17 protein-coding genes are annotated in these 16878 nt (G+C 58.9%); 11 read left to right on the forward strand and 6 right to left on the reverse strand.

Annotated elements, in window-relative coordinates; all coding sequences use genetic code 11:
* Genes AC2FAP_RS00560 through entH form a run of 3 tightly spaced genes read left to right on the forward strand, consistent with a single transcriptional unit; the run spans position 1 to position 2024 of the window.
* Positions 1-855 carry an isochorismatase gene (locus AC2FAP_RS00560; RefSeq protein WP_485452806.1) on the forward strand — a complete coding sequence of 285 codons (855 nt, stop codon included), beginning with the start codon at positions 1-3 and terminating at the stop codon, positions 853-855.
* On the forward strand, positions 855-1610 hold the full coding sequence (gene entA / locus AC2FAP_RS00565) for a 2,3-dihydro-2,3-dihydroxybenzoate dehydrogenase EntA (protein WP_485452807.1): 756 nt from the start codon (positions 855-857) through the stop codon (positions 1608-1610). Before AC2FAP_RS00560 ends, entA begins: the two co-directional genes overlap by 1 nt.
* Positions 1611-2024, forward strand: a complete 414-nt coding sequence (entH, locus tag AC2FAP_RS00570) for a proofreading thioesterase EntH (protein WP_014169074.1) — start codon at positions 1611-1613, stop codon at positions 2022-2024. It begins immediately after the preceding gene.
* Positions 2025-2071: 47 nt separating this feature from the next.
* Here the strand turns inward: entH and AC2FAP_RS00575 are convergent, their stop codons facing one another.
* Genes AC2FAP_RS00575 through AC2FAP_RS00585 form a run of 3 tightly spaced genes read right to left on the reverse strand, consistent with a single transcriptional unit; the run spans position 2072 to position 4381 of the window.
* Positions 2072-3184: a M20 family metallopeptidase gene (locus tag AC2FAP_RS00575; RefSeq protein WP_047357089.1), complete on the reverse strand. Its 1113-nt coding sequence runs from the start codon at positions 3182-3184 to the stop codon at positions 2072-2074.
* 13 nt (positions 3185-3197) lie between these two features.
* The gene (locus tag AC2FAP_RS00580) at positions 3198-3662 is read right to left on the reverse strand and encodes a YjiG family protein (RefSeq protein ID WP_014169076.1); all 465 of its coding nucleotides are present in this window, start codon (positions 3660-3662) and stop codon (positions 3198-3200) included.
* Positions 3659-4381, reverse strand: coding sequence for a nucleoside recognition domain-containing protein (locus AC2FAP_RS00585; protein WP_485452808.1), 723 nt, complete (start codon positions 4379-4381; stop codon positions 3659-3661). Before AC2FAP_RS00585 ends, AC2FAP_RS00580 begins: the two co-directional genes overlap by 4 nt.
* Positions 4382-4662: 281 nt before the next feature.
* On the opposite strand from AC2FAP_RS00585, the gene cstA reads away from it, so the two are divergent.
* Complete coding sequence (cstA, locus tag AC2FAP_RS00590) at positions 4663-6768, forward strand: pyruvate/proton symporter CstA (protein WP_014169078.1); 2106 nt, start codon at positions 4663-4665, stop codon at positions 6766-6768.
* Positions 6769-6826: 58 nt separating this feature from the next.
* Positions 6827-7024: a YbdD/YjiX family protein gene (locus AC2FAP_RS00595; protein WP_014169079.1), complete on the forward strand. Its 198-nt coding sequence runs from the start codon at positions 6827-6829 to the stop codon at positions 7022-7024.
* 53 nt (positions 7025-7077) lie between these two features.
* Here the strand turns inward: AC2FAP_RS00595 and AC2FAP_RS00600 are convergent, their stop codons facing one another.
* Both AC2FAP_RS00600 and AC2FAP_RS00605 read right to left on the reverse strand, forming a co-directional pair.
* Positions 7078-7821, reverse strand: coding sequence for an SDR family NAD(P)-dependent oxidoreductase (locus AC2FAP_RS00600; RefSeq protein ID WP_014169080.1), 744 nt, complete (start codon positions 7819-7821; stop codon positions 7078-7080).
* A 57-nt stretch (positions 7822-7878) separates the two neighbouring features.
* The gene (locus AC2FAP_RS00605; protein ID WP_333061182.1) at positions 7879-8967 is read right to left on the reverse strand and encodes an oxidoreductase; all 1089 of its coding nucleotides are present in this window, start codon (positions 8965-8967) and stop codon (positions 7879-7881) included.
* Between the two features lie 160 nt (positions 8968-9127).
* Between AC2FAP_RS00605 and AC2FAP_RS00610 the strand changes: the two genes are divergently transcribed.
* Genes AC2FAP_RS00610 through AC2FAP_RS00625 form a run of 4 tightly spaced genes read left to right on the forward strand, consistent with a single transcriptional unit; the run spans position 9128 to position 13955 of the window.
* Complete coding sequence (locus AC2FAP_RS00610; protein ID WP_020885019.1) at positions 9128-10630, forward strand: sugar ABC transporter ATP-binding protein; 1503 nt, start codon at positions 9128-9130, stop codon at positions 10628-10630.
* On the forward strand, positions 10627-11622 hold the full coding sequence (locus AC2FAP_RS00615; RefSeq protein ID WP_025204689.1) for an ABC transporter permease: 996 nt from the start codon (positions 10627-10629) through the stop codon (positions 11620-11622). Before AC2FAP_RS00610 ends, AC2FAP_RS00615 begins: the two co-directional genes overlap by 4 nt.
* Before the next feature lie 30 nt (positions 11623-11652).
* Complete coding sequence (locus AC2FAP_RS00620; protein WP_020885017.1) at positions 11653-12717, forward strand: sugar ABC transporter substrate-binding protein; 1065 nt, start codon at positions 11653-11655, stop codon at positions 12715-12717.
* Positions 12714-13955, forward strand: coding sequence for an LVIVD repeat-containing protein (locus AC2FAP_RS00625; RefSeq protein ID WP_485452809.1), 1242 nt, complete (start codon positions 12714-12716; stop codon positions 13953-13955). The genes AC2FAP_RS00620 and AC2FAP_RS00625 overlap by 4 nt, the downstream gene beginning before the upstream one ends.
* 54 nt (positions 13956-14009) lie before the next feature.
* Here the strand turns inward: AC2FAP_RS00625 and mtnK are convergent, their stop codons facing one another.
* Positions 14010-15209: an S-methyl-5-thioribose kinase gene (gene mtnK, locus AC2FAP_RS00630; RefSeq protein ID WP_193163104.1), complete on the reverse strand. Its 1200-nt coding sequence runs from the start codon at positions 15207-15209 to the stop codon at positions 14010-14012.
* A gap of 105 nt (positions 15210-15314) precedes the next feature.
* Between mtnK and mtnA the strand changes: the two genes are divergently transcribed.
* Positions 15315-16331, forward strand: a complete 1017-nt coding sequence (gene mtnA, locus AC2FAP_RS00635) for an S-methyl-5-thioribose-1-phosphate isomerase (RefSeq protein ID WP_485452810.1) — start codon at positions 15315-15317, stop codon at positions 16329-16331.
* A 43-nt stretch (positions 16332-16374) separates the two neighbouring features.
* The gene (locus AC2FAP_RS00640) at positions 16375-16845 is read left to right on the forward strand and encodes an SRPBCC family protein (RefSeq protein ID WP_014169088.1); all 471 of its coding nucleotides are present in this window, start codon (positions 16375-16377) and stop codon (positions 16843-16845) included.
* Positions 16846-16878 lie beyond the last annotated feature (33 nt).

Here is a 16878-nt window from a genome sequence, read left to right on the forward strand (position 1 = left end):
ATGGCCATTCCACAATTAACCGCTTATGCGCTGCCGACGGCCGCAGATCTGCCAGACAACAAAGTGAACTGGGCGTTTGAGCCAGAACGTGCCGCGCTGTTGATCCATGATATGCAGGAGTATTTCCTGAACTTCTGGGGCGAAAACAGCCCGATGATGGCCCAGGTGGTCGCGAATATCGCCAGACTTCGCGATTACTGCAAGCAACACAATATTCCGGTTTACTACACCGCTCAGCCGCAAGCGCAGAGCGATGAAGACCGCGCCCTGCTGAACGATATGTGGGGACCGGGGCTGACCCGCTCACCAGAGCAGCAGCGCATTGTGTCTCAGCTGACGCCGGATGAAGCCGATACGGTACTGGTGAAGTGGCGCTACAGCGCGTTCCACCGCTCGCCGCTGGAGTTGATGCTGAAAGAGACGGGGCGCAACCAGCTGCTGATCACCGGGGTTTACGCCCATATTGGCTGCATGACGACCGCTACAGACGCCTTTATGCGGGATATCAAACCGTTCTTTATCGCCGATGCGCTGGCCGATTTTTCCCGCGATGAGCACCTGATGTCCCTGAACTACGTCGCAGGGCGCGCCGGCCGGGTGGTTATGACGGACGACCTGCTGCCGTCCATTCCGGCCACGAAAGCGGCGCTGCGTGACATCATCCTGCCGCTGCTGGATGAATCAGATGAGCCGATGGATGACGAAAACCTGATCGACTACGGCCTGGACTCGGTGCGCATGATGGCGCTGGCCGCCCGCTGGCGCAAAGTGCACGGCGATATCGACTTCGTGATGCTGGCGAAAAATCCCACCCTCGACGCCTGGTGGGCGCTGCTCTCCCGCGAGGTGAAGTGATGGCCGGGTTCGATTTTACCGGCAAAACCGTCTGGGTAACGGGCGCGGGTAAGGGCATCGGTTACGCGACGGCACGGGCGTTTGTTGAAGCGGGCGCGCAGGTCACCGGATTCGACCTGGCCTTCCCGCAGGAAGCGTATCCCTTTGCCACCGAAACGCTGGACATCGCGGATGCCGCACAGGTCCGCGAGGTGTGCGGGCGCGCGCTGGCGAGGCTTGAGCGTCTGGACGTGCTGGTGAACGCGGCGGGAATTCTGCGTATGGGCGCGACCGACCAGATTGCGCAGGAGGACTGGCAGCAGACCTTTGCGGTTAATGTCGGCGGGGCATTTAACCTGTTCCAGCAGACGATGGGCCAGTTCCGTCGCCAGCAAAGCGGGGCGATTGTCACCGTGGCGTCTGACGCGGCCCACACGCCGCGTATCGGCATGAGCGCCTACGGTGCGTCGAAAGCGGCGCTAAAAAGCCTGGCGCTGACCGTCGGGCTTGAGCTGGCGGGCAGTGGCGTGCGCTGTAATCTGGTGTCGCCCGGGTCAACGGATACCGATATGCAGCGCATCCTGTGGAAAAGCGACGATGCTGAGCAGCAGCGTATTCGCGGCTTTGGCGAGCAGTTCAAGCTCGGTATTCCGCTGGGCAAAATCGCCCGTCCGCAGGAGATTGCCAGCACGGTGCTGTTCCTCGCGTCCGATGCTGCCAGCCATATCACGTTGCAGGATATCGTGGTGGACGGCGGCTCCACGCTGGGGGCGTAGATGATCTGGAAACGTCACTTATCGCGTGAAGAAATGAACGCCACCAGTCTGAACTCCATGGTGGCGCATCTGGGCATCGTCTATACCCGCATCGGTGACGATACGCTTGAGGCCGAAATGCCCGTGGATGCGCGTACCCATCAGCCGTTCGGTCTGCTGCACGGCGGGGCGTCGGCGGCGCTGGCGGAAACACTGGGGTCGATGGCCGGGTTTCTGATGACCCGCGACGGACAAAGCGTGGTGGGAACGGAGCTGAACGCAACGCACCATCGCGCGGTATCGCATGGGAAGGTGCGCGGAGTGTGTCAGCCGTTGCATCTTGGGCGAACCAGCCAGAGCTGGGAGATTGTGGTGTTCGACGAGCAGGGGCGGCGGTGCTGTACCTGCCGGTTGAGTACCCAAATTTTGGGCTAGCGTTGCACGGTCAACATCCCTCTCCCCGCTGGGGAGAGGGGGAAGGCTTACAGCATTGAAATCACCCGCTTCAACAAGCGTATTCTCGGCGCAATCGACGCTTTATCCAGCCACTCCGCCGGGCTGTGGAACCCGGCACCGATTGGCCCCAGCCCGTCCAGGGTCGGAATGCCCAGCGCGGCGGTGTGGTTGGCATCACTGCCACCACCGACCGCCTGCCAGGTAATGGCTATTCCTTCCGCCTGACCTGCCGCTTCGACCTGCTGCATCAGCGCCTGCGTGGCTTTACTCGCTGCCATCGCCGGTTTGTGGTTCACGCGCGTCAGCGAGGTCGTGACGCCCTCTAAAAAGCCTTTTTCACACAATGCCTCAAGCGCCTGGTTCACCCGGCTGTACTCATCGTTTTCCCAGAAACGCACGTCCAGCTCGGCAGCGGCTTTATCGGCCACCACGTTTGCCGCGCTGCCGCCGTGGATCACCCCAACGTTGAGCGTGGTGCCACGTTCCTGGTCGGTCAGGGCATTAATGGCAATAATGCTGTTTGCCAGGGCGGTTATCGCCGAGCGGCCTTTCTCTGGTTCGTTACCCGCGTGTGCCGCCACGCCGCTGAACGTCAGGTGATAGCCCGCCATCCCTTTGCGAGCCTTCACCAGCGAACCGTCGGCGCGCGCGGCTTCGCATACCAGCACGCAGCGGGCGCGTTTTGCCAGTTCGCCAATCCATTCGTGTGAATAGACGGAGCCGGTCTCCTCGTCGGGATTCATGGCGATCGCAATGGCCAGACGATCGTGGTCGGCTGCGTCCAGCTCACGCATCGCCCACAAGATATTCAGCAGGCCGCTCTTCATATCCGATACGCCAGGGCCATAAAGACGGGTGGCGTCCTCGCTCAGCGGGCGCTCAGCGACGGTGCCGGGGGCAAATACCGTATCAAGATGGCCGACCAGCAGAACGTCGAACTGTGCCGCCTGTGGCTTATTACTGACGAATACGCCCGGGCCGACCTTGTCGCCCAGATTGACCCGTTCGGTGTGCCAGCCTTCGCGCTGCCAGAGCGTTTCAATAATGCCAGCCACGGTTTCGACGCCTGCGACAGTACGGGTGCCGCAGTCCACGTTCACCAGGGTTTTCAGCTCTTCAATATAATGGTCAAGGTTCATATTAACGTCCTGTTCAGAGAATAATGCGCATCAGCAGCATGGCTAAGAAGGCGTTGATGACCGAAATGGCAATCATCAGCGGAATACGTTTGGCGCGGGTGCCGATCACACCCAGAATGCGGCCGAGATACTGCACCTGTGAGCCCATCAGATAGATAGCAGGTGCCAGAATCGCCAGGTGCTCGCCGGTAATAATCCCTTTATCAAACAGGCCGATCGCCACGCCGATCCCACCGCCCATCGACATCCAGCCGCCAATCAGCACGGCAGCCGCTTCACCCGGCAGGCCAAACAGGCCCATCAGCGGGGAGAAGATCATCCCCAGCCCTTTCAGTGCCCCGGTAATTTCCAGCGCCTTGATGATGATAAAAGCCATGACCACGTTGGGCAGGGTGCTGCCGGTGGCAATACTCCAGCCCTTGCGTGCGCCTTCGACAAACACATCGGTAATCACGGGATGAGATTGTGGGGCACTCATACGGTCTCTCCTTGTGTCGGTTGTTGCTCAGGGGCATCTTTGCCGATGACGGTCAGGATCAGGCGCAGCAGATTCGCGCCGACAATCTTCATGATGAACATCACGGCGATGCAGGCACCAATGGAGGTCGGCAACGCGGCCGTCCCGTCAACGGCGACCAGGGTAAAGAGGATGGCACCAGAGGAGAAAAAGTTGGTGATCATCGCCCCGGCGGAGAACTGGAACATGGCGAAAACGTCTTTCTCTTTTTCGCTAATCTGCCCTTCATCGGACAGGTTGCGGGTGAGGGATGCACCCACATCGGTGCTCTGCAGGCTGCCAATCAACGCCAGCCCGGTGGTGCCCGGAATGCCCAGCAGCGGGCGCAGCAGCGGCGTTAACAGCTTACGTGCCGCACGCAGCGCACCATAGTGCTCCAGCACGTTGATCATCCCGAGGGCAAACATCACGGCCGGAATTAAACCGAGCGCAAAGAGAAACCCGTCCATTGCGCCACTGCCGCCGGTACCGCGAAAGGCGCTGGTGGCGGTAGTCAGGGTGCCGTCTTCAAGGCTGGCCTTGCTGACCACCTTGCCAAACGCACCGTTGAGGGTGGTGAAATCAAACACGCCGTACCACTCTTTTCCGCCCAGCAGGCCAGAGAAGAAAACGGCTGCGAATGCCAGCGCAACGTACGCGCCGGGCCCGACCTTGAGATCCTGAGGTACTGAACTGTTCATATCCTTTTCCTTGTATGCACGCGATTGCGCAGGGTCATTCTGGCGAGGTTTTGAGCAAAAAAAATGATACAAATCATTTCGTAAGGCGGTGTCGGGACGAAAAAAGCAAAAGTGTGACCCGTGGCGGCAGGGGTGTTTCAGTGGAAGGTGATCGGCTTAACAATGTGGTGTAAATGTCTGGTTTGACCACGCATTATTGCGTTTCAAAGTTGTTAAATTTTGAGCGTTGTTCTAGAAACAAAATGTAACATCTCACTGTTTCACAACAACGGACAACAACTATGAACAACTCAGGGAAATACCTTACGTGGGCAGGGCTCTCCGTTGTGGGAGCATTTGCCCTGGGCTATATCGCCCTCAACCGGGGGGAACAGATCAACGCGCTGTGGATCGTTGTCGCCTCGGTCTGTATTTATCTGATCGCGTACCGTTTTTATGGCCGCTATATCGCGAAGACGGTGTTAGGGGTCGACGGCACGCGCATGACGCCTGCGGTTCGTCATAACGACGGTCTGGACTATGTGCCTACCGACAAGAAAGTGCTGTTCGGTCACCATTTTGCGGCGATTGCCGGCGCGGGCCCGCTGGTGGGGCCGGTCCTGGCGGCGCAGATGGGTTATCTGCCGGGGATGATCTGGATCCTCGCGGGCGTCGTACTGGCCGGTGCGGTGCAGGACTTTATGGTGCTGTTCGTCTCCACCCGCCGCGACGGACGTTCGCTCGGTGAGCTGGTGAAAGAGGAGATGGGAGCCACGGCCGGGGTGATCGCCCTGATCGCGACCTTTATGATCATGGTGATCATCCTCGCGGTGCTGGCGATGATCGTGGTGAAAGCGCTGACCCACAGTCCGTGGGGAACCTATACCGTGGCCTTTACCATTCCGCTGGCGCTGTTTATGGGGATCTACATTCGCTACCTGCGTCCGGGACGCATTGGTGAAGTGTCGGTCATCGGCCTGGTCTTTCTGGTGTTTGCCATTATCTCCGGCGGCTGGGTGGCTGAGAGCCCGACGTGGGCACCGTTCTTCGATTTCACCGGCGTACAGCTGACGTGGATGCTGGTAGGGTACGGATTTGTGGCGGCGGTGCTGCCGGTGTGGCTGCTGCTGGCCCCGCGCGATTACCTCTCCACCTTCCTGAAAATTGGCACGATTGTGGGGCTGGCAATCGGCATTTTAATTATGCGCCCAACGCTGACCATGCCTGCGCTGACCAAATTTATTGATGGCACCGGCCCGGTCTGGACCGGCAACCTGTTCCCGTTCCTGTTTATCACCATCGCCTGTGGCGCGGTGTCTGGCTTCCACGCGCTGATTGCCTCCGGTACCACGCCGAAAATGCTCGCTAATGAGAATCAGGCCTGCCTGATTGGCTACGGCGGCATGCTGATGGAATCGTTCGTGGCGATAATGGCGCTGGTCTCCGCCTGTATTATCGACCCGGGCGTTTACTTCGCGATGAACAGCCCAATGGCGCTGCTGGCACCGGCCGGCACCGTTGACGTGGTGGCCTCTGCCGCGCAGGTGGTGAGCGGCTGGGGCTTTGCCATTACCCCAGACACGTTGACCCATATCGCCAGTGAAGTGGGCGAGCAGTCTATTATTTCCCGTGCGGGGGGCGCGCCAACGCTGGCGGTGGGTATGGCGTATATTCTGCACGGCGCGCTGGGCGGGCTGATGGACGTGTCGTTCTGGTATCACTTCGCCATTCTGTTTGAAGCGCTGTTTATTCTGACGGCGGTGGATGCAGGAACGCGTGCGGCACGCTTTATGTTGCAGGATCTGCTGGGGGTGATCTCACCGAACCTGAAACGTACCGATTCATTACCGGCGAACCTGCTGGCAACGGCGCTGTGTGTACTGGCGTGGGGATATTTCCTCCATCAGGGCGTCGTCGATCCACTGGGGGGGATTAACACCCTGTGGCCGCTGTTTGGTATTGCCAACCAGATGCTGGCGGGCATGGCGCTGATGCTCTGTGCGGTAGTGTTGTTCAAGATGAAGCGTCAGCGTTATGCGTGGGTGGCGTTACTGCCAACCGCATGGCTGCTGATTTGTACCCTGACGGCAGGCTGGCAGAAAGCCTTCAGCCCGGACAACAAAGTGGGCTTCCTGGCTATCGCCAACAAGTTCCAGGCGATGATCGACAGCGGTAAGATCCCGGCGCAATATACGGAATCACAACTGTCGCAGCTGGTGTTTAACAACCGTCTGGACGCCGGACTGACCATCTTCTTTATGGTGGTGGTTGTGGTGCTGGCGTTGTATTCTCTGAAGACTGCACTGGCGGCGCTGAAAGAAGACAAGCCGACGGCAAAAGAGACACCGTATGAGCCAATGCCTGAGAACCTGGAAGAGATTGTGACCCAGGCGAAAGGGGCGCATTAATCGCTCAACCTCACCCTCTCCCCGCCGGGGAGAGGGGATAAAAGACGAGATACCCACTATGTTCGACACCCTCTCCAAAGCAGGAAAATACCTGGGCCAGGCCGCCAAAATGATGATCGGCGTTCCGGATTACGACAACTACGTCGAGCATATGCGCGTCAACCACCCTGACCAGACGCCAATGACCTATGAAGCTTTCTTCCGCGACCGCCAGGACGCCCGCTACGGCGGCAAGGGCGGCGCGAAGTGCTGTTAACCCTCTTTCGGTAAACAAAGGCTGCTCTGCTTTTGTTTACATTCAATATGCGATCAGGCGTTTAACCCGCCATCGACATCCAGTCCCGTGCCGGATATTTGTCCGGCGGCAGGACTGGCCAGGAAGGTGACCGCGGCGGCGATGTCTTCCGGCTGGCCGTAATGTCCTACCGCAATCATCTGGCGCTGAGATTCAGCCTGTTCTCCATCCTCCGGGTTCATATCGCTGTTTGTCGGGCCAGGATGCACAAGGTTCACGGTAATGCCGCGCGGGCCGAGATCGCGAGCCAGACCCCGGGTAAGGGAGTTGAGTGCAGATTTGGTCATCGAATAGACGGCAATACCGGGCATCGCCACACGGTTTGCCAGACAACTGCCGATGTTGATAATGCGCCCGCCGTCAGACATATGCACCAGCGCTTCCTGAATGGCGATCACCACGCCCCGGATATTGACGTTAATCAGGGCGTCAATATCCGCCAGCGTCATGGACTCCAGCGGACCGCCGCGTGCGATCCCGGCGTTGTTGACCAGAATATCCAGCCCGCCCAGGGAGCGCGCCGCATGGGTAACCGCATCCTGAATGGCCTGTGCGCTGGCGCTGTCGGCCTGAATCGCCTCGCTGTGGCGCCCAAGCGCCTTTATCTCTTCGGTGACCGCCTGGGCTTTGTCGGCGGATTTTTCATACGTAATAACCACATCGGCACCGGCGCGTGCCAGTGAAAGTGCGATGGCACGACCCAACCCACGGCTGGCGCCGGTAACCAGCGCCTTCTTACCTGTTAAATCGATCTGCATGATGACCTCGTTGCGAGAGTGATGAGAATCATCATTAGGTATAGTCGGTCGGAACGATTAACGGCTGAAGGATTCCACTTTCTCAAACGCGGCGCGCAGAACCGCAGGGGTGAGCGCGACCGGCAGATAGTGGATAGATTCCACCGGGCGCAGCGTATGGGCAATGACCTTGTCCAGCTCGTCGCGGTTGTTGATATCCACCTCCAGTTCGCGAAGTGTGGTGGGCAGGGTAAAGCGCTGATAGGCCGCCACCAGCTCGGCCAGCACGTCATCCTGGCCGAGCAGCGCACTTTGCACCAGGATGCCGTAGGCCACTTTGGTACCGTGCAGGTATTTTTCCGTTTGCGGCAAAACGGTTAAACCATTGTGCACCGCATGCGCGGCCGCCACGCGGGTATAGCGCTCGCCCAGACCGCCCACCATTCCGCCCCCGGCAATAATGGCATCCACAACGTCCCTGAACGCCTGCGTCGCTTCGCCACGCTGCTGGTCGGCCAGCGCCTCTTCGCTACGGGAAAGCAGCACGTCGCGGATCGCCAGCGCGCCGTTGATCCCCAGACGAACGGTCAGAGGCAGGTGTTCGGGTTGTGGGGCCAGGACCACCGCTTCATACCACTTCGCCAGCGTATCGCCGATGCCTGCCAGCAGGTACTCCGCTGGGGCATTGAGGATAATGTGCGGTTCCACCAGCACCAGGAAGTTAGCATCGTCGAACACCTCAAACTGCAGCGCCTGACCGGCATCGTTATACCAGACGGAGAGCGGCGTCCAGGCGGCGCAGGTGGCGGCGATGGTGGGAATAGCCACCACCGGCACGCCGAGACGGCGCGCCACCGCTTTGGCGGTATCAAGCAGTGCGCCACCGCCGACACCAATCACCACGCTGGCGTTATTGCCAGACGCCGTCACCAGATCGGTGACGTCACGTTCGCTGCAGTGCCCTTTAAAGCGCAGATGTTTTGCCCCCGGCGCGTGAAAGCTTTCCGGCAGGAAAGGGCGCGCGCCTTCAATGGCGCGTTCGCCATAAATCCACACCGCGCGGGAGAGCTGTTCCGGCGTAAAGAATTCATTCAGGTGCGCAAGGCTTCCCGGATGCGAGAAATAGTTCGCCGGGCCCGGCACGACGCGGATATCGGTGTTGCTCATGTGTTGTCCTTTTTTTAGCAAGCGCTAACCCGATGTTATGTCTGGACATCCGGATGGCTAATAATATTTCGCTTTATCTTATGCCTTTTCCGTCGTTGTCAGTCAACCGGAGCTGTGAAAAATTCGATAAATCACAATATGAAAGAAGGATTTAACGCGGATGGTTTCCAGTCGCCTTGAGATGCGCGGTATCAGCCTGGCCTTTTCCGGCTTTCAGGCGTTGTCGCGCGTGGATTTGACGTTAATGGGCGGCTCCGTACATGCGCTGACCGGCGCAAACGGCGCGGGGAAATCGACGCTGATGGCGGTGCTGTGCGGCACTTACGATCGCTACGAAGGTGAGATCTGCATTAATAACCAGCCGGTGACGATCCGCGAGCCGCTTGATGCCAAACGGCTGGGTATCCACCTGGTGCAGCAGGAAGTGGACGTCGCGCTGATACCAGGGCTGAGCATTGCCGAAAACATCATGCTCGATCAGCTCGCACAGCCGGGGCATCGCTATCGCTGGCGCGCAATCCGCCAGCAGGCGAAACAGGCGCTGGCGCAGCTGGGTATCGCTCTGGATGTGCGACGCATCGTCGACACCTGCACGCTGGCAGAAAAGCAGCAGATTTTGCTGGCGCGGGCGCTCTCACACCACTGCCGTTTTCTGATTCTGGATGAACCGACCGCGCCGCTGGATAGCCATGAAAGCGAACGGCTTTTCGCCGTAGTGAGACGTCTGCAAAAGCAGGGGATTGGCGTGGTGTTTATCTCTCACCGTATTCACGAACTGAACGCTATTTGCGACACCTTAACCGTGCTGCGCGACGGCAAGCTGATTGAATCCGGCCCGATGGCGAACCTCAGCGGTGACGCAATCGTTGAGAAGATGCTTGGCCATGAGCTTAACGATATCTATCCGCCGGCCCGTCCTGCGCACAGTGACGAGACGTTACTGCGCGTGGAAGGGCTGCACGATGACGCGCTGTTGAAAGATATCTCCCTGCACCTGCGAAAAGGCGAAATTCTGGGCATTGCCGGGCTGGCGGGAGCGGGCAAAACGGAACTCTGCAAGGCGCTGTTTGGGGCCAGCAAAAGCCGTGTAGCGCGTGGTGAGCTAAATCATCAGCCCTGGCAGCCGCGCGATCCGGCGGATTCGGTATTGCGCGGTCTGGCGCTGGTACCGGAGGAACGGCGCAAAGAGGGCATTTTTATTGATGAACCGGTGAGCATGAACCTGGCGGTCACCGCGGATAACAGCTTCTCGCGCTGGAGCCTGTTCGGCCACCGTCAGGCGTGGCGCTGGGCGGAAGAGGTGATTGCCCGCGTCGGCGTGCGTGCGCGTGGGCCGGGGCAGGTGCTGCGTCGTCTGTCGGGGGGCAACCAGCAGAAGATTGCCATCGGCAAGTGGCTGCGCAACGACGCCAGCGTGTTGATTTTCGATGAGCCGACCAAAGGCGTCGATGTCAAAGCGAAAACCGATCTGTTCCAGTTAATTGACGGCCTGGCGCGCGAGGGCAAAGGGGTGATTTACGCCTCCGGTGAATTCGCTGAACTGGTGGGGCTGTGCGATCGCATTTGCGTGCTGTGGGACGGACGTATCGTGGCGGAAATCGCCGGGGCCGAGGCCCACGAAGAGACACTACTTTATTATTCAACCGGAGGAACGGCGTCGTGAGCAAGGCCCTTTCAGTAACGGCGGCGGCGTCTGGCCGTCAGCAAATTTTTGATTTTCTCTACAAGTGGGGCATGTTGCTGACCGTGGTGGCGCTGGTGGCCATCTTTGGCCTGGCGTCGGACAACTTCCTCGATCCGAACAACATTATCAATATCCTGCGCTCAATTGCCATCGTGACGGTGATTGCTATCGGGGTGTCAATTTCGCTGACCATCGGCGGGTTTGACCTGTCGGTTGGTTCAACGGCATCGCTGGCTAACGCGCTGGTGGTGTCACTGTTCGTCTGGTACGGCTTCGGCACCACCGAATCGATACTGATTACCCTGGCGCTTTGTACTCTGGTTGGCCTGTTTAACGCGTTTCTGATTGTCATCCTGCGGATCCCGGACATGCTTGCCACGCTTGCCAGCCTGTTTGTTATCCAGGGCGTGGCGATGACCTACAGCTACGGCGGGTCAATTACCGAAAACATGGTGCTGCCGAGCGGCGACATGGCTGAAGGGACCATTCCGGCGGCATTCAGCCTGCTGGGACAGGTGCCGACTATCGTGATCATCATGCTGGTGGTGACGATCCTCGCACAGCTGGGGCTGTCACTGACCACCCACGGACGACGCATGTATGCCATCGGCGGTAATCCGGAGGCGGCACGTCTCTCCGGTATTCGCACCACGCGCTACAAGGTGGCGGCCTACGTGATTGCCTCTCTGCTCGCCGGATTAGGCGGCATTTTACTGGCCTCCCGGATTGGCTCGTCACAGGTGAATGCGGGCGGCGGCTATCTGATGGATGCGGTTGCGGCGGCGTGGATTGGCTTCTCGCTTGCCGGGTCCGGAAAACCGAACGCGCTGGGTACGCTCGTCGGGGCAGTCATTCTTGGCGTGCTGTCGAACGGTCTGGTGATGCTTTCCGTACCCTATTACGCGATGGACATTATAAAAGGGCTGGTGCTCGCCGTGGCGCTGGCGATTACCTACATACAAAAACGCTAACGATTGATCACAACACAACGGGAAAACAGAATGAAAAAAATCACCCTCTCTCTGGTGGCATTAGGGTTACTGACGTCGCTGCCAGGCCTTGCGGCAACCCCCGCACCGCTTCCGCCCGCCATTGCAAATCATGACGGCCCCATCCGCATTGCGGTGATCCGTAACCTCGGCTCTGACGACAACACCACGCAGTTTGTCGCCGGTGCCATTCAGGAAGGCAAAAAGCTCGGCTTTAAGGTCAGCACCTTTTTGAGCAATGGCGACGACGCCAAATTCCAGGACTTCGTTAATCAGGCGATCAGCCAGAAATATGACGGGATTATCCTCTCTCAGGGGCGCGACCCCTATGCGACCGCGCTGGTGAAAAAAGCCGTCGATGCCGGCATTAAAGTGTCGGTGTTTGATACCGCCGTTCAGGGCGACATTCCCGGGGTGACCGTGACCCAGCAGGATGATGCTTCCCTGACCCATCTCTCTTTCGGCCAACTGGCGAAAGATTTCAACGGCAAAGCCAACATCGTGAAGCTGTGGGTTGCCGGTTTCCCGCCGATGGAACGTCGTCAGGCAGCCTATAAAGCGCTGCAGAAGCAGTATCCGGACATTAAAGAGCTGGAGTCTATCGGTGCCGTTTCGTCTGACGTGCAGGGAGATACCGCGAATAAAGTGGGCGCTATTCTGGCGAAATACCCGAAAGGCAAAATTGACGCCATCTGGGGAACCTGGGATGCCTTCAGCCAGGGGGCCTACAAAGCCCTGAAAGAGAACGGCCGCACCGAAATCAAACTCTACAGCATCGATATCTCAAACCAGGATCTTCAGCTGATGCGCGAGCCAGGTAGCCCGTGGAAAGTGAGCGTGGCGGTGGATCCGAAGCTGATTGGTGCAACCAACGTACGTCTGATTGCCAACAAGATTGCCGGTGAAACCACACCCGCCACGTATGATTTCAAAGCGGCGGCGATCCCGCAGGCGCTGCTGACCGCACAGCCAGGCGCGGTGAACGTGGCGTCGCTGGGGAAAATCATTCCAGGCTGGGGTCAGACCGAAGATTTTATCGCCCCGTGGTTTGCGACGCTTGAAGCGAAACATCAATGAGTGTGCTTCCCACGCCTGAATACAGCCGCAATATGCGGCTGATTGGCCATAGCGATCAGGGCGGTCGCCCGGACGGCGTGCAGCTGATGGTGCATCGCGGTTTCGCGTACATCGGGCATATGGTCTCGCAGGGCTTTTCCATTGTGGACGTGCGTGACCCTAAACATCCCAAACCGGCAGGCTATATGCCCGCGCCGCCCGGCACCTGGAACGTTCATCTTCAGGCGCACGACGATCTCCTGCTGGTCATTAATGCGCGAGACTTGTTCGCGGATGCCCGTTTCGCTGACGAAAAGGTCTACTACACCCGTCAGGTAGGAGAAACCGTACGCGACGTGCAGAACAAAGGCTGGAGCGCCGGGTTGCGGGTGTTTGATATCTCCACCCCTGACAAACCGCGTGAGATCGGCTTTTTATCCCTGAGCGGCATCGGCATTCACCGTATCTGGTACGTCGGCGGGCGCTGGGCGTATGTTTCGGCGCTGATCGACGGCTTTACCGACTATATTTTCCTGACGATCGATCTGGCCGACCCGCAAAAGCCTGAGGTGGCCGGGCGCTGGTGGCTGCCGGGGATGAACCAGGCCGACGGTGAGCAACCCAATTGGCCGGAAGGTAAACGCTACGCGCTGCACCACGCGATTATTGCCGGGGATACCGCTTACGGGAGCTGGCGCGACGGGGGACTGACGCTGCTGGACGTGAAGGATCGCACGCAGCCGAAGCTGATTAGCCATCGCAACTGGAGCCCGCCGTTTGGAGGTGGCACGCACACCGCGCTGCCATTGCCGGATCGTGACCTGCTGGTGGTGCTGGATGAAGCGGTACTGGATAACCAGGAGGACGGTGAGAAGTTCATCTGGCTGTTTGATATTCGCGAGCCGTCGAACCCGGTAAGTATTTCCACATTCCCGCAGCCGCAGGAGCGGGATTATGTGGCGAAAGGGGCGCATTTTGGACCACACAACCTGCACGAGAACCGGCCGGGAAGCTTTGTCAGCTCTACGCTGATTTTTGCGACCTGGCAGAATGCGGGCGTGCGCGCGTTTGATATTTCCAATCCTTACCGTCCGGTTGAAACCGGTGCGCTGGTGCCGGCGGCGCCTGAGAGGATGATGGATACGCGGCCGAATCGACCGCAGGTGATCCAGTCATGCGATGTGTTTGTCGATGCGCAGGGCATTATCTACAGCACGGATTATAACGGTGGATTGTCGGTGATTGAGTATCTGGGGTAACGGCGCGCTGGTGTCTTTCTGACGGCCCTCTTCATCGGGAGAGGGCCGAGGCGTTTAACTGTACTGACGCACCCGCGCCACCAGATCTTCGGCGGTGTCGATACGGTCGGCAATCACAATCAGCGCCTTGCCAAGCGTAATCGCGTGGCGCAGGCATTCGTGGCGCATTGCTTCATCCTGAATGGTCTCGATATCCGCCACGTGCGACAGACCGACACTGCGGCGAATCAGCTCCGTGCCGCAGAATCCGATCGCGTCTTTCCAAACCTTTTTCAGGAATTCAGAGGCGTAGCCCGGGGCAGCAAGTGCCGCATCGCGCGTTTTCTCACTGGCCAGGATCTGGAAGCGCTCCGCGAAGGTGTTCCACAGCGTCTGAATGTCGGCCAGACGCTGTTCACGGGCCGCGGCGGCATCGCGAATACCCAGATGCCCCGGCAGGCCGCAGAAATTGAGCAGCAGGTTGCCGATGGCGGTGCCGACGTCAAAACCGATGGGACCGAAGTAGCCGAACTCTGCGTCGATGGCTTTCAGACTGCCGTCTGCCACGAAAATCGAGCCACTATGAATATCGCCATGCAGCAGGGCTTCAGCGTGTGAGAAGAAGCGGTGCTTCAGCGAGGCCACGGCAATTTTTAACTGAGCGTCATCGCGCAGGGCGGCAACGTCTTTTTCCAGTTCAGCAGGGTAGTTGTTACGTTCGTGGACCTGGTACGGATCGTTGAAGAACAGATCTTCGGTGATCTCGCACATCTCCGGATTAAGGAATTTCGCGACCTGCGCTTTCTTGTCATGCGGGTGCAGGTAAAAGTCGCTGGTATGGAACAGCGTGTGCGCGAGGTATTCACCCAGCTGACGCGCCGCCTGCGGGTAGTAGGTATTTTTGATCAGCTCCCCGCGCCAGATGGCATGGCTGGAGAGATCTTCCATCACCATCACCGCCAGTTCGGGGTCGAAGTGGTGGATTTTCACCGTGTGCTGCGGGCTGTGCTGGTAGTGTTCGACCAGCGTTTGCGCCTCCAGGCGGGCGCGATCCAGGGTCAGTGGCCAGGATTCGCCGACGCAGCGCACATACGGCAGCGCCTGCTTAACAACGATGCGGCTTACGCCCTCGGTATCGTAAATTTTGAACACCAGATTGAGGTTACCGTCGCCCACTTCCTGCGCCTCCACCAGCGATGAGGGATCATCAAGGACGCCGAACTGCTTTGCATACTCCACGGCATCCTGGGCGGTAAAGGTACGGTATTGCGACATTGCCTGTTCCTCACTGGTTTAGCTAATAAAGACATTTAGACGTCTATACATCTGGATTTCATCCTGACACAATGTGCTACAACAACGCAACAGGGAATTAACGACATGCAGACATTACAGACGACCAGCCTGCGAGTGGCGGAGAATCAGTTATTTATTCTCGATCAGCAGGCGCTTCCTCAGGAGAAACGCTGGCTTGACGCCTCGACGGTAGAGGCGCTGGTCGGCCATATTCACGCCCTGCGCGTACGCGGGGCACCGCTGATTGGTCTCTCTGCAAGCCTGCTGCTGGCCCTTCTGGCGGAAAATGGCAAAAGCCGTGATGAACTGGCTGTGGCGCTGGAGACCCTGCGGGCATCCCGCCCGACGGCGGTGAACCTGATGAACAACCTCGACCGCATGAAGCTGGCTCTCTGGCAGGAGGATTTTGTGCCTGCGCTGGTGGCGGAAGCGCTGCGTCTGATTGATGAAGACAAGCAGCTGTGCGAGGCCATCGCGAACGCCGGCAGTACGCTGGTGAAACCCGGCAGTCGTCTGCTGACCCACTGCAATACCGGCGGGCTGGCGACGGCAGGGGTTGGCACCGCGCTCGGCGTGATTGCCCGCGCGCATCAGGAAGGACGCGTCAGCTCTGTCTGGGTGGATGAAACCCGCCCCCTGTTGCAGGGTGGAAGACTGACGGCATGGGAGCTCGGCGAGCTGGGCGTGCCGTATCAGCTGATCGCCGATTCCATGGCCGCCAGCCTGATGGCAAAAGGGCTGGTTGACGCGGTGTGGGTGGGCGCAGACCGTATTGCGGCTAACGGCGACGTGGCGAATAAAATTGGCACTTATTCTCTGGCGGTTCTGGCAACGTTCCACGGTATTCCGTTCTATGTCGCTGCCCCGCATACCACGCTTGACCCGGCGTGCCCGAACGGTGAGGCAATCCCCATTGAACAACGTGCGGCCAGCGAAGTGACGGGCGTGGCCGGGAGCTTTGGCGCGGTGCAGTGGGCTCCTGAAAACGCGCAGGTCTACAACCCAGCCTTTGACGTCACGCCAGCGGCATTGATAAGCGGTTGGGTGCTGGATACGGGCATCGTCACGCCGGAAGAGGTGGCAAAAGGGAAATTCACCTGAGGACGACTATCCTTTAAGGGGTTCCCTTTAGGAGGACAGTCACGTGACGCTTGATCCTGATACAGACTTAAAACTGGAACGCGTGGTGGATGCTCCGCGCGATCTGCTGTGGCTCTGCTGGACGACACCCGAGCACATCAAAAACTTCTTCATTCCGGTTCCGCACAAAGTGACCGAGTGTGATCTTGACCTGCGCGTTGGCGGGCGGTTTAACACGGTGTTTGAGGTAGACGGGCAACGGATGGATAACCGGGGGGTGTTTCTCGAAATCGATCCCGGCAGGAAGCTGGTCTTTACCGACGGTTATACGGAAGGCTGGAAGCCCGCCGAAAAGCCGTTTATGACCGCCATTCTACTGCTGGATGATGTGGGGGAGGGCAAAACGCGTTATACCGCCATTGCTCGCCACCCAACGGCGGAAATCCGCGAGCAGCATGAACAGATGGGCTTCCACGAAGGGTGGGGCATTGTGCTGGACCAGCTGGTGGCATATACGAAGGGATTGAAACACTGACGTTTTTTCGCCCCCTCTCCCTGAAGGGAGAGG

It is taken from the genome of Enterobacter cloacae complex sp. 394I7, assembly GCF_057320345.1.